This is a genomic window from Pseudomonas sp. 2848, from assembly GCF_003253945.1.
Taxonomy (GTDB): Bacteria; Pseudomonadota; Gammaproteobacteria; order Pseudomonadales; family Pseudomonadaceae; genus Aquipseudomonas.
Map to the genome: position 1 here is coordinate 23,581 of NZ_QKZD01000002.1, position 19,240 is coordinate 42,820.

Annotated in this window: 21 protein-coding genes and 1 pseudogene; 14 read left to right on the forward strand and 8 right to left on the reverse strand. The window is 63.9% G+C overall.

What is annotated here, in order from left to right:
• Nucleotides 1-33: 33 nt before the first annotated feature.
• Entirely contained in the window at nt 34-1,584 is a 1,551-nt protein-coding gene (locus DFS21_RS04030) for a phospholipase D family protein (RefSeq protein ID WP_111531891.1), read from the forward strand.
• 34 nt (nt 1,585-1,618) lie between these two features.
• On the opposite strand, the gene DFS21_RS04035 is transcribed toward DFS21_RS04030, so the two are convergent.
• Nucleotides 1,619-2,758 carry an MFS transporter gene (locus tag DFS21_RS04035; protein WP_102684797.1) on the reverse strand — a complete coding sequence of 380 codons (1,140 nt, stop codon included), beginning with the start codon at nt 2,756-2,758 and terminating at the stop codon, nt 1,619-1,621.
• 133 nt (nt 2,759-2,891) lie between these two features.
• Complete coding sequence (locus DFS21_RS04040; RefSeq protein ID WP_110696765.1) at nt 2,892-4,385, reverse strand: aldehyde dehydrogenase; 1,494 nt, start codon at nt 4,383-4,385, stop codon at nt 2,892-2,894.
• Nucleotides 4,386-4,580: 195 nt separating this feature from the next.
• On the opposite strand from DFS21_RS04040, the gene DFS21_RS04045 reads away from it, so the two are divergent.
• The gene (locus tag DFS21_RS04045; RefSeq protein WP_046857580.1) at nt 4,581-4,940 is read left to right on the forward strand and encodes a cupin domain-containing protein; all 360 of its coding nucleotides are present in this window, start codon (nt 4,581-4,583) and stop codon (nt 4,938-4,940) included.
• Between the two features lie 105 nt (nt 4,941-5,045).
• Here the strand turns inward: DFS21_RS04045 and rpmG are convergent, their stop codons facing one another.
• Together rpmG and rpmB are read right to left on the reverse strand one after the other, a co-directional pair.
• A complete protein-coding gene (gene rpmG / locus DFS21_RS04050) occupies nt 5,046-5,201 on the reverse strand; it encodes a 50S ribosomal protein L33 (RefSeq protein ID WP_003253507.1) in 156 nt (51 codons plus the stop codon).
• 11 nt (nt 5,202-5,212) lie between these two features.
• Nucleotides 5,213-5,449, reverse strand: coding sequence for a 50S ribosomal protein L28 (gene rpmB / locus DFS21_RS04055; protein WP_023629974.1), 237 nt, complete (start codon nt 5,447-5,449; stop codon nt 5,213-5,215).
• A 372-nt stretch (nt 5,450-5,821) separates the two neighbouring features.
• Here rpmB and DFS21_RS04060 point away from each other — a divergent pair, with 372 nt between their 5' ends.
• Nucleotides 5,822-7,411, forward strand: coding sequence for an ABC transporter substrate-binding protein (locus DFS21_RS04060; RefSeq protein ID WP_111531892.1), 1,590 nt, complete (start codon nt 5,822-5,824; stop codon nt 7,409-7,411).
• Nucleotides 7,412-7,468: 57 nt separating this feature from the next.
• On the opposite strand, the gene radC is transcribed toward DFS21_RS04060, so the two are convergent.
• The gene (gene radC / locus DFS21_RS04065; protein ID WP_102684800.1) at nt 7,469-8,149 is read right to left on the reverse strand and encodes a DNA repair protein RadC; all 681 of its coding nucleotides are present in this window, start codon (nt 8,147-8,149) and stop codon (nt 7,469-7,471) included.
• 127 nt (nt 8,150-8,276) lie between these two features.
• On the opposite strand from radC, the gene coaBC reads away from it, so the two are divergent.
• The 8 genes and pseudogenes from coaBC (at nt 8,277) to DFS21_RS04105 (ending at nt 14,680) form a co-directional block, all read left to right on the forward strand.
• Nucleotides 8,277-9,488, forward strand: a complete 1,212-nt coding sequence (gene coaBC / locus DFS21_RS04070; RefSeq protein WP_110696767.1) for a bifunctional phosphopantothenoylcysteine decarboxylase/phosphopantothenate--cysteine ligase CoaBC — start codon at nt 8,277-8,279, stop codon at nt 9,486-9,488.
• Between the two features lie 5 nt (nt 9,489-9,493).
• Nucleotides 9,494-9,949, forward strand: a complete 456-nt coding sequence (gene dut / locus DFS21_RS04075) for a dUTP diphosphatase (RefSeq protein ID WP_102684802.1) — start codon at nt 9,494-9,496, stop codon at nt 9,947-9,949.
• A gap of 135 nt (nt 9,950-10,084) precedes the next feature.
• A pseudogene (locus DFS21_RS04080) lies at nt 10,085-11,458 on the forward strand (phosphomannomutase/phosphoglucomutase); the annotation flags it as partial.
• Between the two features lie 30 nt (nt 11,459-11,488).
• A complete protein-coding gene (gene argB, locus DFS21_RS04085) occupies nt 11,489-12,394 on the forward strand; it encodes an acetylglutamate kinase (RefSeq protein WP_023629901.1) in 906 nt (301 codons plus the stop codon).
• 206 nt (nt 12,395-12,600) lie between these two features.
• The gene (locus tag DFS21_RS04090) at nt 12,601-13,281 is read left to right on the forward strand and encodes a CsgG/HfaB family protein (protein WP_102684804.1); all 681 of its coding nucleotides are present in this window, start codon (nt 12,601-12,603) and stop codon (nt 13,279-13,281) included.
• A gap of 30 nt (nt 13,282-13,311) precedes the next feature.
• A complete protein-coding gene (locus DFS21_RS04095) occupies nt 13,312-13,680 on the forward strand; it encodes a DUF4810 domain-containing protein (protein WP_102684805.1) in 369 nt (122 codons plus the stop codon).
• Nucleotides 13,677-14,336, forward strand: coding sequence for a DUF799 domain-containing protein (locus DFS21_RS04100; protein ID WP_028689941.1), 660 nt, complete (start codon nt 13,677-13,679; stop codon nt 14,334-14,336). The genes DFS21_RS04095 and DFS21_RS04100 overlap by 4 nt, the downstream gene beginning before the upstream one ends.
• 137 nt (nt 14,337-14,473) lie before the next feature.
• Entirely contained in the window at nt 14,474-14,680 is a 207-nt protein-coding gene (locus DFS21_RS04105; RefSeq protein ID WP_110696773.1) for a hypothetical protein, read from the forward strand.
• A 56-nt stretch (nt 14,681-14,736) separates the two neighbouring features.
• Here DFS21_RS04105 and pyrE read toward each other — a convergent pair whose 3' ends face one another.
• On the reverse strand, nt 14,737-15,378 hold the full coding sequence (gene pyrE / locus DFS21_RS04110; RefSeq protein WP_110696775.1) for an orotate phosphoribosyltransferase: 642 nt from the start codon (nt 15,376-15,378) through the stop codon (nt 14,737-14,739).
• 80 nt (nt 15,379-15,458) lie between these two features.
• Between pyrE and DFS21_RS04115 the strand changes: the two genes are divergently transcribed.
• The gene (locus DFS21_RS04115) at nt 15,459-16,238 is read left to right on the forward strand and encodes an exodeoxyribonuclease III (RefSeq protein WP_023629898.1); all 780 of its coding nucleotides are present in this window, start codon (nt 15,459-15,461) and stop codon (nt 16,236-16,238) included.
• A gap of 47 nt (nt 16,239-16,285) precedes the next feature.
• On the opposite strand, the gene DFS21_RS04120 is transcribed toward DFS21_RS04115, so the two are convergent.
• On the reverse strand, nt 16,286-16,654 hold the full coding sequence (locus tag DFS21_RS04120) for a DUF4870 domain-containing protein (protein ID WP_111531893.1): 369 nt from the start codon (nt 16,652-16,654) through the stop codon (nt 16,286-16,288).
• Nucleotides 16,655-16,678: 24 nt separating this feature from the next.
• Nucleotides 16,679-17,401 (reverse strand): ribonuclease PH, encoded by a 723-nt coding sequence (gene rph / locus DFS21_RS04125; protein ID WP_046857587.1) that lies wholly within the window; start codon nt 17,399-17,401, stop codon nt 16,679-16,681.
• A gap of 224 nt (nt 17,402-17,625) precedes the next feature.
• Between rph and DFS21_RS04130 the strand changes: the two genes are divergently transcribed.
• Together DFS21_RS04130 and gmk are read left to right on the forward strand one after the other, a co-directional pair.
• Complete coding sequence (locus DFS21_RS04130; RefSeq protein ID WP_110696777.1) at nt 17,626-18,489, forward strand: YicC/YloC family endoribonuclease; 864 nt, start codon at nt 17,626-17,628, stop codon at nt 18,487-18,489.
• Between the two features lie 13 nt (nt 18,490-18,502).
• Complete coding sequence (gene gmk, locus DFS21_RS04135) at nt 18,503-19,123, forward strand: guanylate kinase (protein ID WP_102684578.1); 621 nt, start codon at nt 18,503-18,505, stop codon at nt 19,121-19,123.
• The last annotated feature ends 117 nt before the right edge of the window (nt 19,124-19,240 follow it).

The window sequence follows — 19,240 nt, forward strand, 5'->3', positions numbered from 1 at the left end:
TCATAAGCCCTTGCCGCACAGGACGATCCACCCTTGAGACTCCAGCATGCCCTGCCCCTGCTGCTGGTGCTGCTGCTCGGCCTGTCGGGCTGCGCCAGTGTCGGTACACCACGTGAAGTCAGCCAGGCGCTACCGGCGGCCGACTCGGCCTTCGGCCGCTCGGTGCAGCGCCAGGCCGCGCCCTACGAGGGACGCTCGGGCTTTCGCCTGCTGCCCAACAGCAACGAGGCATTCCGCGCCCGCGCGGAGCTGATCCGCAACGCCCAGGCAAGCATCGACCTGCAGTACTACATCGTCCACGATGGTCTCAGCACCCGCGCCCTGGTCCATGAACTGCTGCGCGCCGCCGACCGCGGCGTGCGAGTGCGCATCCTGCTCGACGACACCACCAGCGATGGCCTCGACAATCTCATGGGCACCCTCGCCGCCCACCCGAACATCCACATCCGCGTGTTCAACCCGCTGCACCTGGGGCGCAGTACCGGGGCTACCCGCGCCGTCGGCCGGCTGTTCAACCTGTCGCGCCAGCATCGGCGCATGCACAACAAGCTGTTCCTGGTGGACAACAGCATGGCCATCGTCGGCGGCCGCAACCTGGGCGACGAGTACTTCGACGCCGAACCCAACCTCAACTTCACCGATATCGACCTGCTGGGCGTGGGGCCTGTGGCCGAACAACTCGGACACAGCTTCGACCAGTACTGGAACAGCGCCTTGAGCCTTCCGATCGGCGACTTCCTCTGGCGCCAGCCCGACGCCGACGACCTGTTCAGCAGCCGTCAGCGCCTGGAGGTGTCCCTGGCCGAAGCACGGACCAAGCGCAAGGCCCTGTACGATCGCTTGATGGCCTATCAGTCGCAGCCGCGCCTGGATGTGTGGCGCAACGAGCTGATCTGGGCCCACAGCCAGGCTTTGTGGGACGCGCCGAGCAAAGTCCTGGCAGAGGGCGAACCGGACCCGCAACTGCTGATGACCCAGCAACTGGCACCCGACCTGAACCGCGTGCACAAGGAATTGATCCTGGTGTCCGCCTACTTCGTACCCGGCGAGCCTGGCCTGCTGTACCTGACCAGTCGCGCCGACGCCGGCACCTCGGTCAAGCTCCTGACCAACTCGCTGGAAGCCACCGACGTGCCAGCGGTCCATGGCGGCTATGCGCCTTATCGCCGGGCCTTGCTGGAGCATGGCGTGCAGCTGTACGAGTTGCGCCGCCAGCCCGGCGATCCACGACCACGGCTGGGTTTCCACGGCAGCTCCGATTCGAGCCTGCACAGCAAGGCGATGGTGTTCGACCGAAGCAAGACCTTCATCGGCTCGTTCAACTTCGACCCGCGTTCCGTGCTGTGGAACACCGAAGTGGGCGTGATGGTGGACAGCCCTGAGCTGGCCGAGTACACCCGCGAACTGGCGCTACAAGGCATGGCTCCAGCGCTGAGTTACCAGGTGAAGCTGGTGGACGGGAGGATGGTCTGGGCGACCGAGGACAACGGCCAGCGGCACCTGTTGGTGACCGAGCCCGGGGGACTATGGCGACGCTTCAATGCCTGGATCAGCAAGGCGGTCGGGTTGGAGAAGATGTTGTAGAACGCATCGCGGGCAAGCCCGCGATTGCAATCGGTCAGGCAGACGCCGGCTCGAAGGCATCCCGCCGCCGCGTCAGCAGCACCAACCCCGCCGCGCCCACTGCCATCAGCAACGGCAGCGCATGCCCGCTGATCCACTGGCTTCCCGCCCCGGCCAGCAAAGGTCCGAGCAGGCAACCGATACCCCACAGCTGCGCCACATGGGCATTGGCCCGTACCAGTTCGTCATCCCGGTAACGCTCGCCGATCAGCACCAGCGACAAGGTGAACAACCCACCCGCACTGGCACCGAACAGCACCCACAGCGGCCAGATCACCGGTGTGTGCAACAGCAGGGGAATCGCCAGGCTGGACACCATCAAGGTCAGTGCACAACCGCTGAACAACGTGCGCCGCGACATGCGGTCGGCCAAGGCGCCAATCGGCAATTGCAACACCGCATCCCCCACCACCACGGTGCTGACCATGAACAACGCCACCTCCGTGGTGAACCCTTGCTGCAGGCAGTACACCGGCAGCAACGTCAGGATCATCGCCTCGAATGCCGCGAACAGCGCGATGGCCCAGGCGATCACCGGCAGACGCCGACAGAAGCCGAACAGGTCGGCGAAGGTGACGCTGCACGCCTCGGTGGTCGGTGCACCGCCGCGCCCCAGCAGGATCAGCGGCGCGACCAGCAATAACCCGGTCGCGGCCCAGAAACCGAAATCGTCGTCCGAACCCAGAAAACCCAGCACCAGCGGCCCGGCCAACTGGCTCAGCGCATAGCTGCTGCCATACAGCGCCACCAACCGGCCACGCCACTGTTCGACCACCAACTGGTTGATCCAGCTCTCACCAAGGATGAACACCACCGTCAGCGACATACCGATCATCAAACGCAGCACCAGCCACAGGGCATAGCTGGGCAGCACCGCCACCAGGCCGATCGACAGCGCCCCACCCCACAGGCACAGGCGCATGGCCATGGGCACGCCGACCCAGCCGGCAAGGCGGCTGGCCAGGCTGGCACCGACCAATACTCCGAGGGCCGGCATCGCCGCCATCACACCGATGGCGAACCCACCGTAGCCCCAGCCCTCCAGGCGCAGGGAGACCAGCGGCATGCTCACGCCGAGCGCAAGCCCGACACTGAGCACCGACGCGAGGACGGCAAAGTAGGTTCCCCAACGCATCACAGCCTCCTTTCAGCGCAAATCGTGTATGACAGAGACGACAAAGCCGGGACGGCGTGAACCGGCCCGGCTGTCTGCGGCTCATCGCGGGGCAAGCCCGCTCCCACGAGTACCGCGATGAGACGTTACTGGATCACAGCTTGATCCAGGTCGCCTTCAGCTCGGTGTACTTCTCCAGCGCGTGCAGCGACTTGTCACGGCCGTTGCCCGACTGCTTGAAGCCACCGAACGGCGCGGTCATGTCGCCACCGTCGTACTGGTTGACCCAGACACTGCCGGCGCGTACGGCGCGAGCAGTCTTGTGCGCCTTGGAGATGTCCGAGGTCCAGATGCCCGCCGCCAGGCCGTATGGCGTGTCGTTGGCGATGGCCACGGCCTCTTCGGCGGTATCGAAGGTGATCACCGACAGTACCGGGCCGAAGATCTCTTCCTTGGCGATCTTCATGGCGTTGGTCACGCCGTCGAAGATGGTCGGCTCGACGTAGGTGCCGCCGCTCTCCTCGAGGGTACGCTTGCCACCGGCCAGCAGCTTGGCGCCATCCTGATGGCCGGCCTCGATGTAGGACAGCACGGTGTTCATCTGCTGGGTGTCGACCAGCGCGCCGACGGTGGTCGCCGGGTCCAGCGGGTTGCCCGGTTTCCAAGCCTTGAGGGCCTCGACCACCATGGGCAGGAACTTGTCCTTGATCGAGCGCTCGACCAACAGGCGGGAACCTGCGGTGCAGACTTCGCCCTGGTTGAAGGCAATGGCGCTGGCGGCAGCCTCGGCGGCGGCCTGCAGGTCAGGGGCGTCGGCGAAGACGATGTTCGGGCTCTTGCCACCGGCTTCCAGCCAGACACGCTTCATGTTCGACTCACCGGCATAGACCATCAGCTGCTTGGCGATCTTGGTCGAGCCGGTGAACACCAGGGTGTCGACGTCCATGTGCAGGGCCAGGGCCTTGCCCACGGTGTGGCCGTAGCCTGGCAGCACGTTCAGCACGCCAGCCGGAATACCGGCCTCGATGGCCAGCTGGGCGATGCGGATCGCGGTCAGCGGCGACTTTTCGGACGGTTTGAGCACGATGGAGTTACCGGTGGCCAAGGCAGGGCCCAGCTTCCAGCATGCCATCAGCAAAGGGAAGTTCCACGGTACGATGGCACCGACCACACCCACTGGCTCGCGGGTCACCAGGCCGAGCTGGTCGTGCGGAGTCGGCGCGACTTCGTCGTAGACTTTGTCGATGGCTTCGGCAGTCCAGTGGATGGCCTGCGCCGCGCCCGGAATGTCGATGGTGGAGGAGTCACCGATCGGCTTGCCCATGTCGAGGGTTTCGAGCAGGGCCAGTTCCTCGACGTTCTTGCGCAGCAAGTCGGCGAAGCGGATCAGCTTGGCCTTGCGCTTGGCCGGGGCCAGGCGCGACCAGGCGCCGGATTCGAACACGGCGCGGGCGTTGTCGACAGCGCGGTTGGCGTCGGCCAGGTCGCAGCTGGCGACCTTGGCCAGGAAGCGTCCGTCCACCGGGCTCAGGCAGTCGAAGGTTTCACCGGATGCGGCATCGGTGTATTCGCCGTTGATGAAGGCGCGACCTTCGATCTTCAGTTGCTGGGCACGCTGTTCCCAGTCCGCACGAGTCAGGGTGGTCATAGGAAACTCCTCTCTTGTTAAGGTGCAACGCCGCACTGAGGACTCACGGGCGCTGTCAGAAATTCTGGCCGGGTGACGACGCACACGGGCACCTGCCACCCTAAACCAGGGCGGGGAAACTATCAATATATTTGACACCAACGGCTCAAATGCCTACTGATGTTCATTTTATTAAACAACAACAGGGTAACCACCATGAGTATCACCAGCATCGTCGACTTTGCCCAGGTTCTGACCGAAGCCGAACGCTACCGCCCGGCGGCGGAGAAAATCCTCAAGGGCGAGCCTGACCAGGCTGTCTACAACCACTACGCCAGCCCGTGCGGGCAATTCGCCGCGGGCGTCTGGGAGGGCGAGGTGGGCCAGTGGACGGTGAACTACACCGAGCACGAGTACTGCGAGATCGTCCAGGGTGTGTCGGTGCTGCGCGACCAAGACGGTGGCGCCAAGACCTTGCGTGCCGGCGATCGCTTTGTGATCCCCGCAGGCTTCAAGGGCACCTGGGAAGTGCTGGAGCCGTGCCGCAAGATCTATGTGATGTTCGAGCAGAAATGAACCGATCGCGGGACCCGGCTTTGTGCAGGCCCCGCGATGACTTTGCTGGAGACATAAAAAAACCCGCCACCTTGCGGTTGCGGGTTTTTTCAGGTTGCCGATCAATTACTTGATCTTGGCTTCCTTGTACACCACGTGCTTGCGGACGACCGGATCGTACTTCTTGATCTCGATCTTGTCCGGAGTGGTGCGCTTGTTCTTGTCGGTGGTGTAGAAGTGGCCGGTACCGGCACTCGAAACCAGACGGATCAATTCACGCATGATGTTCTCCTTTAAACCTTGGCGCCAGCGCGACGGATGTCGACCAGAACGGCATCGATGCCGCGCTTGTCGATGATACGCATGCCTTTGGCGGAAACGCGCAGACGCACGAAGCGCTTCTCGGATTCAACCCAGAAACGGTGGTGCTGCAGGTTCGGCAGGAAACGACGACGGGTTTTGTTGTTTGCGTGGGAAATATTGTTCCCAGTTACCGGACCCTTACCGGTAACTTGACAGACTCTCGACATGCCTCAGCCCTCTAAAACCACATGCCCAACCCGGCATGGGTTGGCCGCTTAATCTCTCAGTCAATGGCGCCAAGGCGCCGTGTTCCCGGGGGTCTTATCGGCCGGGTGCGCTTACGCGACAGACCGAGCCCCTAGAAAAGAGCGCTGCTTTATACCAGAAAGACTCCGCCACAACAACAGAATATGAGAGTTCCGGTCGGGCCGAGCGCGCCTGGGCAGCATAACGACTGGGGCGGCAAGCTGTCGACCGCCCGTCGCCGAATTAATGCGAAAGGGTGTGGTCATTTGCCCATGCCCGCACTAGGGTAGGACATTTCCTCAATTTTCCAGACTGCACCGGCAGATGGGCCACCGACCAGCCAAGGAGTCACCATGCGTGCCGCCGCCCTTTCCCTCCTGTTCACCACCCTGTGCGCTGCGGGCTTTGCCCAGGCCGCAGCGCTGTCGGTGTGCACCGAAGCCAGCCCCGAAGGCTTCGACGTGGTGCAGTACAACTCGCTGACCACCACCAACGCCTCGGCCGACGTGCTGATGAACCGCCTGGTCGAGTTCGACGCCGCCGAGGGCAAGGTGGTGCCGAGCCTGGCGCAAAGCTGGACGGTGTCGCCTGACGGCCTGGTCTACGACTTCAAGCTGCGCCCGGACGTGAAGTTTCACACCACCGCTTACTTCAAGCCGACCCGCGAACTGGACGCCGACGACGTGCTGTTCAGCTTCCAACGCATGCTCTACCCGGCCCACGCCTGGCACAAGACCGCCCCGGGCGGCTACCCGCATGCCCAATCTCTGCAACTGGGCAGCCTGATCAAGGCCATCGACGCACCCGAGCCGCACACCGTGCGCTTCACCCTGACCCACGCCGACGCCACTTTCCTGGCCACCCTGAGCATGGGCTTTGCCTCGATCTACTCCGCCGAGTATGCCGACAAGCTGCTCAAGGCCGGCACCCCCGAGAAACTCAACAACCAGCCAGTGGGCACCGGCCCGTTCGTCTTCCAGCGTTTCCAGAAAGACGCCGTGGTGCGCTACCGCGCCAACCCTGACTATTTCGCCGGCAAGCCGTCGATCGACCCGCTGATCTACGCCATCACCCCGGACGCCAACGTCCGCCTGCAAAAGATCAGGCGCGGCGAATGCCAAGTGGCCCTGTCGCCCAAGCCGCTGGACATCGCCGAGGCCGGCAAGGACGGCAACCTCAAGGTCGCCACCACCCCGGCATTCATGACCGCCTTCGTCGCCATCAACAGCCAGCACCCGCCACTGGACAAGCCTGAAGTGCGCCAGGCCATCAACCTGGCCTTCGACAAACCGGCCTACCTCAAGGCCGTGTTCGAAGACACCGCCACCGCCGCCACCGGCCCCTATCCGCCCAATACCTGGAGCTATGCCAAGGACCTGCCCGGCTACACCATGGACCACAGGAAAGCCAAGGCACTGCTGGCCAAGGCCGGCCTGGCCGAGGGATTCGAGACCACCATCTGGACCCGCCCGTCGGGTAGCCTGCTCAACCCCAACCCCAGCCTGGGCGCACAGATGCTGCAGGCCGACCTTGCGAAAGTCGGCATCAAGGCCGAGATCCGCACCATCGAGTGGGGCGAGCTGATCCGCCGCGCCAAGGCCGGCGAGCACGACCTGCTGTTCATGGGCTGGGCGGGTGACAATGGCGACCCGGACAACTTCCTCAGCCCGCAGTTTGCCTGCGCCGCGGTGAAGTCCGGGACCAACTTCGCCCGGTTCTGCGACAGCCGCCTGGACCAGCTGATCAACGCCGGACGCACCACCAACGACCAGAGCGTGCGCAGCCGGCTGTACCAGCAGGCTCAGACGCTGATTCAGCAACAGGCGCTGTGGCTTCCGCTGGCTCACCCGACGGCGGCCGCGCTGCTGCGCCAGGACGTACAGGGTTACCAGGTGAGCCCGTTCGGGCGGCAGGATTTCAGCAAGGTCTCAGTCAACCGCTGACGCCCAATCGCGAGGCAAGCCCACAGTCATTGTGAACGCGAGCTTGCCCCGCGCTGCCTAACCGGCCAGCCATCCATGCTCGACCATCGACAACGGCTCGCCATCACCCACGATGACGTGGTCCAGCACCCGCACATCGATCAATGCCAGTGATCGTTTCAAAACAAGCGTCAGGTGCACATCATCCTGACTTGGCTCGCAATTGCCCGACGGATGGTTGTGACAGAGGATCAGGGCCGCAGCGTTGTGCAGCAAAGCCCGTCGCACCACTTCGCGCGGATAGATGCTCGCCCGGTCGATCGTGCCGCGGAACAGGATCTCGAACGCCAGCGGCCTGTGCTTGGTGTCCAGGAACAGACAACCGAACACCTCGCTGGCCTCATGCCGCAGCATCGCCTTCAGGTAACGCCGCACAGCCAGCGGGCTGTCCATGACCGACTCGCGTTCGATGGACGTCGCCAGGTTCCTGCGCCCGATTTCAAGCAAGGCCTGCAACTGGCTGTACCTCACTGGCCCCAGCCCCAGTTCGCCTAGAAACGCCTGTCGATCAGCCTCGAGCACCTGACGCAAGCCGCCGAATTTCAGCAAGAGCCCGCGCGCCAGCTCCAGCACGTTGCGCCCTTTCACGCCGGAGCCGAGAAATACTGCCAGCAGTTCTGCATCGGAAAGGCTGCCAGACCCGCGCTGCAACAACTTCTCCCTCGGCCGTTCTTCAGCCGGCCACTCCCTGATGTTCATTTCCCCTCCTCGCCTGCCACTACGGCCCCTTTGGGCGCTGTGTTAATCTAGTTCGCTTCGAAAATGCGACGATCTGCCGCAGGCAGCTGTCGTCGCCACCCGCTTTCACTGGAATAAGGCAAGGCCTATGCAGCGGTTGTATCGCAAGCGCATCGTTCTCGGCGTGGGTGGCGGCATCGCCGCCTACAAGAGCGCCGAGCTGATTCGCCGACTCCTGGAACACGGCGCGCAGGTGCGCGTGGTCATGACCCGTGGTGGCGCCGAGTTCATCACCCCGCTCACGCTGCAGGCGCTGTCCGGCCACCCGGTCCATCTGGACCTGCTCGACCCCGCGGCCGAAGCGGCCATGGGCCATATCGAGCTGGCCAAATGGGCCGACCTGGTGCTGATCGCCCCGGCCACTGCCGACCTGATGGCGCGCATGGCCCAGGGCATGGCCGACGACCTGCTGACCACCCTGGTACTGGCTACCGACGCCACCGTCGCCGTCGCCCCGGCGATGAACCAGGCCATGTGGCGCGACCCGGCGACCCAGGCCAACCTCGAGCTGCTGAAAAGCCGCAGCATCCAGGTATTCGGCCCGGCCTCCGGCAGCCAGGCCTGTGGCGACGTGGGCCTGGGCCGCATGCTCGAAGCCACCGACCTGGCCTGGTGCGCCGCCGAAAGCTTCAAGCGCCAGGCCCTGACCGGCAAGCACGTGCTGATCACCGCCGGCCCTACGCAAGAGAACATCGACCCGGTGCGTTACATCACCAACCATAGTTCAGGGAAGATGGGCTTCGCCCTGGCCGAGGCTGCCGCCGAAGCCGGGGCCCGGGTGACCCTCGTCACCGGACCTGTGCACCTGCAGACCCCCGACCGGGTCAGCCGTATCGACGTGGTGAGCGCGCGGGACATGCTCGCGGCCTGCGAAGCAGCCATGCCTTGCGACCTGTTCATCGCCTCGGCTGCGGTCGCGGACTACCGCCCTGAGGTCGTCGCCTCACAGAAGCTTAAGAAAGATCCCACTACCGGCGACGGCATGCTGCTGCAGATGGTGCGCAATCCCGATATCCTTGCGACCATTGCCGGCCGCGCCGATCGCCCGTTCAGCGTCGGTTTCGCCGCCGAGACCGAGCACCTGCTCGACTACGCCACGCGCAAGCTCAAGGACAAGAACCTCGACCTGATCGTCGCCAATGATGTGGCCAACCCCAGCATCGGCTTCAACAGCGAGGAAAACGCCCTGACCGTGATCGACCGGCAGCAGCATCAAACCCTCTTCGCGCAGACCAGCAAAGGCAAGATTGCCCGTCAGCTGGTCGCCTTCATCGCCGAACGGCTCAACCAGGTTCAATAAGTTACATGCACGCTCTTCAAGCCAAGATCCTCGACCCTCGCCTGGGCACCGAATTCCCCCTGCCGCAGTACGCCACTCCAGGCTCGGCAGGCCTCGACCTGCGCGCCCTGCTCAAAGAAGACACCGTCCTCGAGCCAGGCCAGACCCTGCTGATCCCCACCGGCCTGTCGGTGTACATCGGCGACCCGGGCCTGGCGGCCATGATCCTGCCGCGCTCGGGCCTGGGCCATAAGCATGGCATCGTACTGGGCAACCTGGTCGGCCTGATCGACTCCGACTACCAGGGCGAGCTGATGGTGTCCTGCTGGAACCGCGGCAGCACGCCGTTCACCATCACCGTCGGCGAGCGCATCGCGCAGCTGATCCTGGTGCCGGTGGTGCAGGCGCACTTCGATATCGTCGAGCAGTTCGACGAAACCCAGCGTGGCGCCGGCGGCTTCGGCCATTCGGGCACCCGCTGAGCCGACGACAGACCGTTCGGGCCATGGATGGCGAACTCTGCGGCGAAACCACCGTCCAAGCGTTCAGTTTGTGCCTGCCCAGAAGCCTTTGAATACTTGGAGTCCCCAGAGATGAACGACATGGCCCAGCTGGTCCCCGCACTGCCCGACAGTATCTTCCGCGCCTATGACATCCGTGGCGTGGTCGGCAAGACCCTGCATGCCGAGACCGCTTACTGGATCGGCCGCGCCATTGGCGCCCAGACCCTCGCCCAGGGCGAACCGCAGATCTCGGTCGGCCGCGACGGTCGCCTGTCCGGCCCGATGCTGGTCGAGCAATTGATCAAGGGCCTGGTCGAGGCCGGTTGCCAGGTCAGCGACGTCGGCCTGGTGCCGACCCCGGCGCTGTACTACGCCGCCAATGTGCTGGCCGGCAAGTCGGGCGTGATGCTCACCGGCAGCCACAACCCGTCGGACTACAACGGTTTCAAGATCGTCATCGCCGGCGACACCCTGGCCAATGAACAGATCCAGGCCCTGCTGACCCGCCTGAAGACCAATGACCTGACCCGTGGCGATGGCCGCGTGGAAAAGGTCGAGATCCTTGAGCGCTACTTCCAGCAGATCGTCGCCGATGTGAAACTGGCCAAGCGTCTGAAGGTGGTTGTCGACTGCGGCAACGGCGCGGCCGGCGTGGTCGCTCCGCAACTGATCGAAGCGTTGAACTGTGAGGTGATCCCACTGTTCTGCGAAGTCGACGGCAACTTCCCCAACCACCACCCGGATCCGGGCAAGCCCGAGAACTTGGAAGACCTGATCGCCAAGGTGAAAGAGACCGGCGCCGATATCGGCCTGGCCTTCGACGGCGACGGTGACCGCGTCGGTGTGGTGACCAACACCGGCAGCATCGTCTATCCCGACCGCCTGCTGATGCTGTTCGCCCAGGACGTGCTGTCGCGCAACCCGGGCGCCGAGATCATCTTCGACGTCAAATGCACGCGCCGCCTGACCCCGCTGATCGAGCAGCATGGTGGCCGCGCGCTGATGTGGAAGACCGGCCACTCGCTGATCAAGAAGAAGATGAAACAGACCGGCTCGCTGCTGGCCGGCGAGATGAGCGGGCACATCTTCATCAAGGAGCGCTGGTACGGTTTCGACGACGGCATCTACAGCGCCGCGCGCCTGCTGGAGATCCTTAGCAAGGCCGGGCAGGACGCCGAAAGCCTGTTCGCCGCGTTCCCCAATGATATTTCCACGCCGGAAATCAACATTGATGTGACCGACGAGGGTAAATTCAGCATCATTGATGCACTGCAACGCGACGCCGACTGGGGCGAAGCCAGCCTGACCACCATCGACGGTGTGCGGGTCGACTACCCCAATGGCTGGGGCCTGGTTCGCGCCTCCAACACCACGCCGGTGCTGGTGCTGCGCTTCGAGGCCGACAGCGCCGCAGAACTCGACCGAATCAAGGCTGTATTCCGCACGCAGCTGCTGCGGGTCCAACCAGGCCTGCAACTGCCGTTCTGACGACTATCCGTTCCTTACCTGGAGCCCTGCATGACCCTCGATCGCGATGCCGCTTCCCATGTAGCCGAGGTTTTGTCCGAAGCACTGCCTTACATCCGCCGCTTCGTCGGCAAGACCCTGGTGATCAAGTACGGCGGCAACGCGATGGAGAGCGAGGAGCTCAAGACCGGCTTCGCCCGTGACATCGTGCTGATGAAGGCCGTGGGCATCAACCCGGTGGTGGTGCACGGTGGCGGCCCGCAGATCGGCGACCTGCTCAAGCGCCTGTCGATAGACAGCCACTTCATCGATGGCATGCGCGTGACCGACGCGGCGACCATGGACGTGGTGGAAATGGTCCTGGGCGGCCAGGTGAACAAGGACATCGTCAACCTGATCAACCGCCACGGCGGCAGCGCCATCGGCCTGACCGGCAAGGATGCTGAGCTGATCCGCGCCAAGAAGCTCACCGTCACACGCCAGACGCCGGAGATGACCACCCCGGAAATCATCGACATCGGCCATGTCGGCGAGGTCGTCAGCGTCAACACCGACTTGCTGAACATGCTGGTCAAGGGTGACTTCATCCCGGTGATCGCGCCGATCGGCGTGGGCGCCAACGGCGAGTCGTACAACATCAATGCCGACCTCGTGGCCGGCAAGGTGGCCGAGGCGCTGAAGGCCGAGAAGCTGATGCTGCTGACCAACATCGCCGGCCTGATGGACAAGCAGGGCGAGGTCCTCACGGGGCTGAGCACCGAGCAGGTCAACGAACTGATCGCCGATGGCACCATCTACGGCGGCATGCTGCCGAAGATCAAGTGCGCACTGGATGCCGTCCAGGGTGGCGTGAACAGCTCGCACATCATCGACGGTCGCGTGCCGAATGCCGTGCTGCTGGAGATCTTCACCGACAGCGGCGTGGGCACGCTGATCAGCAACCGCAAACCACGCTGATCCAGCTGTAATCCTATCGCGGGGCAGGCCCGCTCCCGGCTGGGAGCAGGCCTGCCCCGTGATGCATCCATCCCCGCCCACTCAAAAAGATGGCTTATAGCCATTACCCTTGATGTTTGACTATCAAGAATCCCGGTAGACTGCCGAAACAACGTGACAGCATGCTTGCTCATTACGAATAGTTTCTATTTACCTGGAGAACACGCGTGAAATACGCATCACAAGGACTCGTGCTGGCAGCCGCCCTGGCTGTCGGGTCCATCGCCGGCTGTGCCACCGAAACCTCCACCGCTGTTGCCGTGCAACAGGTCGAAAGCGTCAGTCGTCCCTACAGCGGCGTGCGCACGCCGATCGCCGTGGGCAAGTTCGACAACCGCTCCAGCTACATGCGCGGCATCTTCTCCGACGGCGTCGACCGCCTCGGCGGCCAGGCCAAGACCATCCTGATCACCCACCTGCAGCAGACCAACCGTTTCAACGTGCTGGACCGCGACAACATGGGCGAGATCCAGCAGGAAGCGGCCATCAAGGGCCAGGCCCAGCGCCTGAAGGGCGCCGACTTCGTGGTGACCGGCGACGTCACCGAGTTCGGCCGCAAGGAAGTCGGCGATCACCAGCTGTTCGGCATCCTCGGCCGCGGCAAGACCCAGATCGCCTACGCCAAGGTCGCCCTGAACATCGTCAACATCAGCACATCCGAAGTGGTCTATTCGAGCCAAGGCGCCGGTGAATACGCCCTGTCCAACCGTGAAGTCATCGGCTTCGGCGGCACCGCCAGCTACGACTCGACCCTCAACGGCAAAGTGCTCGACCTGGCCATGCGCGAAGCTGTCAACAAGCTGGTGGGCGCAGTCGAAAGCGGCCAGTGGAAACCACAGGCGCAATAACAAGCACAACACGACAAGGAAGACCGTTCGATGAGCATCACCTACCCGGCCTGGCGCACTGTCGCCGGGCTGCTGCTGGGCAGCGTCCTGCTGGCCGGCTGCAATTCGCCCAAGACCTTGTACCAGTGGGAAAGCTACCAGCCCCAGGTATACGGCTACCTCAAGGGTGACGCCAAGGAAGAACAGGTCACCGCCCTGGAGCGCGACCTGGAGAAGATCAAGGCCAAGAACGGCGCAGTGCCGCCGGGCTACCACGCGCAGCTGGGCCTGCTGTACTCCAGCCTGGGCAAGGATGACCAGATGATCCAGCAGTTCCGTACCGAAAAAGCGCTGTTCCCTGAGTCGGCGGCCTACATGGACTTCCTGATGAGCAACGCCAGCAAGGGAGCCCAGCAATGATCAAGCGCCTGACCCAACTGATCGTCGGCGCCTGCGTGCTGGCCCTGTTCGCCGGCTGCGCCGAGCGCAAGAGCATCGACTATTCGGCCTACAAGCAGAGCCGACCGAAGTCGATCCTGATCCTGCCGCCGCTGAACGAGTCACCCGACGTCAAGGCCACCTACAGCATGCTGTCCCAGGTCACCTATCCGCTGGCCGAGGCCGGCTACTACGTGATGCCGGTAGCGCTGGTGGACGAGACGTTCCGCCAGAACGGCCTGACCACGCCGGCCGATATCCACCAGTTGCCCACAGCCAAGCTGAACGAGATCTTCGGCGCCGACGCCGGCCTGTACGTGACCGTCAGCGACTACGGCACCCGCTACATGGTGCTGAGCAGCGCGACCATCGTCACCGCCAGCGCCAAACTGGTCGACCTGAAGACCGGTGCCACCTTGTGGACCGGCAGTGCCACGGCCTCCAGCGAGGAAGGCAAGCAGAACCAGGGTGGCCTGATCGGCATGCTGGTAGCGGCGGCCATCAACCAGATCATCAGCAGCGTGCAGGATGATGCCGGCTACCCGATCGCCGGGATGACCAGCGCACGCCTGCTGACGCCCTACCCGAATGGCGGGATCCTCTACGGGCCACGTTCGCCGAAGTACGGCACAGACTGACACGACGCGCAGGCGGCCCAAGGGCCGCCTTTCTGTTCCAGTTCGGAAAAATCCTACCGCCAGCACGGACAGGCACTACAACACGCATCTCTGCCAGCCGACTAGCATTCCAACTCCATCCCATCGGAGATACAGCGATGCAGAAAGAACTGGTCAAATATGGCAGCGATGTTTCCGCAGGCAGCTACGAATGCGCCGACTGCGGACGCAAGTACTCCAACCAGGGCAAGACCTCGATGCCTCCCTGCCCTGACTTCACCCCCGGCACCCACCCCAAGCGTGGCTGGAAGATCCTCACCGGCGTCGGTGACGCCGTGCAGGACCCTTACCCGAATCGCCGCTGAACCGCAGGCACGAAAAAGGCGACCCGAAGGTCGCCTTTTTCGTGCCTGCGGGCCGGTCAGATACCGTACTGCGCGCGGTAAGCCTCGACCGCCGGCAGGTGCTGCTTGAGCTGCGGATCGTCGGCCAGGAACTCCAGCACCTGGGTCAGCGAGACGATGCTGACCACCGGGATACCGAAGTCGCGTTCGACTTCCTGGATCGCCGACAGCGCGCCATTGCCGCGCTCTTCGCGGTTCAGTGCGATCAGCACACCGGCGGCCTTGGCCTGCTGGGCGCTGATGATCTGCATGACCTCGCGGATCGCGGTGCCGGCGGTGATCACGTCGTCGATGATCAGCACGTCACCGGCCAGCGGGGCGCCGACCAGGCTGCCGCCCTCGCCGTGGTCCTTGGCCTCTTTGCGGTTGAAGCACCACGGCACGTCGAGCTGGTGCTGCTCGGCCAGGGCCACGGCAGTGGCCGCCGCCAGGGGAATGCCCTTGTAGGCCGGGCCGAACAGCACGTCGAAGGGGATCTTGCTGTCGACGATGGCCGCCGCGTAGCAACGCCCCAGCTGCGCCAGGGCGGACCCGGTATTGAACAGGCCGGCATTGAAGAAGTACGGGCTGGTACGCCCCGATTTCAGGGTGAACTCACCGAAGCGCAGAACGCCGCGATCGATGGCAAAACGGATGAAGTCGCGCTGATACGGCTGCATGAAAGGTCCCGGACACCACGGATTTAGCTAAATGTGTTGAGCTCGGGTATCATACACGCACGAGATTTTTGGGGCCATTTATGCGGATCATCAGTGTGAACGTAAATGGCATTCAGGCTGCGGCCGAGCGTGGATTGCTCAGCTGGTTGCAAGCCCAGAATGCCGACGTCATCTGCCTTCAGGATACCCGCGCCTCGGCCTTTGAACTCGACGACCCAGCTTTCCAGCTCGATGGCTATTTCCTTTACGCCTGCGACGCGGAGGTGCCCACCCAAGGTGGCGTGGCACTTTACTCGCGCATGCAGCCCAAGGCAGTCATCACCGGCCTGGGCTTCGAGACAGCCGACCGCTACGGGCGTTATCTGCAAGCAGATTTCGACAAAGTCAGTATTGCCAGCCTGTTGCTGCCTTCGGGCATGAACGGGGACGAAGACTTGAACCAGAAGTTCAAGTTGATGGACGACTTCGCCAAGTACCTGGACAAGCAACGCCGCAAGCGTCGCGAGTACATCTACTGCGGCTCGTTCTACGTGGCGCAGCAGAAGCTCGACATCAAGAACTGGCGTGACAGCCAGCAGTCGCCGGGCTTCCTGCCGCCCGAACGCGCCTGGATGGACGCCATCGTCGGCGACATGGGTTATGTCGATGCCCTGCGCGAAGTCAGCCGTGAAGGCGACCAGTACAGCTGGTGGCCGGACAACGAGCAGGCCGAGATGCTCAACCTGGGCTACCGATTCGACTACCAGATCCTCACCCCAGGCCTGCGCCGCTTCGTGCGCAACGCTCGCCTGCCGCGCCAGCCGCGCTTCTCCCAGCACGCGCCGCTGATCGTGGACTATGACTGGACGCTGACCATCTGAGGGTGGCACGCACAAAAAAGCCGACCATCAGGTCGGCTTTTTTGTGTCTATCTGATCGGCCGCCAGATGAAGGGATAGCGATACGGCTGCCCTTCATTGGCCTTGACCGCTGCCAGGATGATCAGGATCAGCACCGTCACCATCAGCACGGCGAACAGCAGGATGCCGATGAACACGAACATCAGCAGGAAGCAGACGAAGCCGGCGATGGTCACGCTGATCTGAAAGTTCAACGCCTCCTTGCCCTGGGCATCGATGAACGGATCCTGCTCGCGCTTGAGGTGCCACAGCACCAGCGGGCCCAGCAAATGCCCAAGGGGCAGCACCAGCCCCAGGAGCGCCGAGAGGTGGCAGAACATCGCCCATTGCCGGACATCGGCGCTGGGCGGGGTGATCGGTAGATCCGAATCGTTCATGTCCCGCACCTCCCTGGCGTCTGCTCAGTCGGCGAGCGCCGCCTTCTGCAGTTCGAAGATTTCGTCCATGCCCTTCTGCGCCAGCGCCAGCATGGCGTTGAAGTCGGCAGGCTGGAACGGCGCGCCCTCGGCGGTGCCCTGTACCTCGATGAAACCACCGGCACTGGTCATGACCACGTTCAGGTCGGTCTCGGCGGCGGAGTCCTCGAGGTAGTCGAGGTCGAGCACGGCCTCGCCCTGGTACATGCCCACCGACACTGCGGCGATCATGTGCTTGAGCGGGTTGCCACCCTTGAGACCGCCACGTTTCTTGATCACCGCCAGGGCGTCGCACAGGGCGACCATGGCGCCGGTGATCGAGGCAGTGCGAGTGCCGCCGTCGGCCTGGATCACGTCGCAGTCGACGTACAGGGTGATGTCGCCGAGCTTGCTCATGTCCAGCGCAGCGCGCAGGGAGCGGCCGATAAGGCGCTGGATCTCTAGGGTGCGGCCGCCTTGCTTGCCACGGCTGGCCTCGCGCTGGTTACGCTCGCCGGTGGAGCGCGGCAGCATGCCGTACTCGGCGGTCAACCAACCTTGGCCCTGGCCTTTGAGGAAGCGGGGAACACCGTTCTCGACGCTGACCGTGCAGATGACCTTGGTGTCACCGAACTCGACCAGAACCGATCCTTCGGCGTGCTTGGTGTAGTTGCGGGTAATGCGGATCGAGCGGAGCTGATCGGCGGCGCGACCACTTGGACGTTTCATCTGGAATACCTGTACGGGGACTTTGAATCTGCCGAGCATTATAGAGCCCGACACCCGACGAAGGCACGCCTGTCGTCGCGCTCGCGCAGCCTGTCGTGTTTTCCGACAGGTTTCGGGGCGACCGTTAGCATGGCTGGATTGGGCGCCCGCGCCGCACTGCGCTACAATCCTGCGCCTTGCAGCCGACAGGCTCCCCGTCCACCTGAATACGCGAGGTACTCCCCATGGTGCATAGCATGACCGCTTTTGCTCGTGTCGAGCGCGCTGGCAGCCAAGGCACCCTGGTCTGGGAGCTGCGCTCGGTCAACCACCGCTATCTCGAACCCCACCTGCGCCTGCCCGAGGCCCTGCGCGACCTCGAAGGCGCCGTACGCGAAGGCCTGCGCCAAGGCCTCTCGCGCGGCAAGGTCGAGTGCACCCTGCGCCTGAGCGAGGACAGCACCGGCAAGCCACTGCAGGTCGATCGCGAACGTGCCGCGCAACTGGTCGCCGCCGCCGAAACCGTGGCCAGCCTGATCAAGCAACCGGCACCGCTCAACCCGCTGGAAGTGCTGGCCTGGCCGGGCGTGCTGGTGGCCGACGCCACCGATCCGCAAGCGCTCAACGCCGAGGCCATAGCGCTGTTCGACGAAGCCCTGACCGAACTCAAGGCCGGCCGCCAACGCGAAGGCGCCGAACTGGCCCGCCTGATCAACGAACGTCTGGACAGCATGGCCGGCGAGGTCGCCACCCTGCGCGCCCTGGTGCCGCAGATGCTCGCCGGGCAGCGGCAGAAGGTCCTCGACCGCTTCAGCGACATGCAGGCCGAGCTCGACCCGCAGCGCCTGGAACAGGAGATGGTCCTGCTGGCGCAAAAAAGCGACGTCGCCGAAGAACTGGACCGCCTCAGCACCCACGTCACCGAAGTGCGCCGGGTGCTCAAGTCGGGCGGCGCCGCCGGTCGGCGCCTGGACTTCCTGATGCAGGAGCTCAACCGCGAAGCCAACACCCTTGGCTCCAAGGCGTTCGACCCACGCAGCACGCAGGCGGCAGTCAACCTGAAGGTGTTGATCGAACAGATGCGTGAACAAGTACAGAACATCGAGTAAGGCCACCCCTACCATGAACCACAGCAGCGGCACCCTCTACATCGTCTCGGCCCCGTCCGGCGCCGGCAAGACCAGCCTGGTCACGGCCCTGATCAAGGACGACGAGCGCGTCCGCGTCTCGGTCTCCCACACCACCCGCGCCATGCGCCCGGGCGAGGAACACGGGGTCAACTATCACTTCGTCGTCCACGAAGAGTTCAAGGCACTGATCGCCCAGGGCGATTTCCTCGAGCACGCCGAAGTGTTCGGCAACTTCTACGGCACTTCGCGCAGCGCCCTGCAGGAAACCCTCGACCAGGGCTACGACCTGATCCTGGAGATCGACTGGCAAGGTGCCCAGCAGGTGCGCAAGCTGATGCCCGAGGCGCGTTCGATCTTCATCCTGCCGCCAAGCCAGGAGGCCCTGCGCCAACGCCTGGACGGCCGTGGCCAGGACAGCGAGGAAATCATCGCCGGACGCATGAAGGAAGCGGTCAGCGAGATGGTGCACTACGACGAATATGAGTACGTCATCATCAATGATGACTTCGATGTGGCGCTGGATGACCTGAAAGCGGTGTTCCGCTCGAACCGGCTACTGCTCAAGAAACAACAACAGCGCCATGAGGCGCTGCTGAAACAACTGGTCGGCTGAAGACAGCCGGGGCCTCTGCGAGGCCCATTCGCCGGCAAGCCGGCTCCCACATGGATCACGCCACCTCGAGTCAAGCATCGTACCTGTGGGAGCTGGCTTGCCAGCGAATGGGGCGCA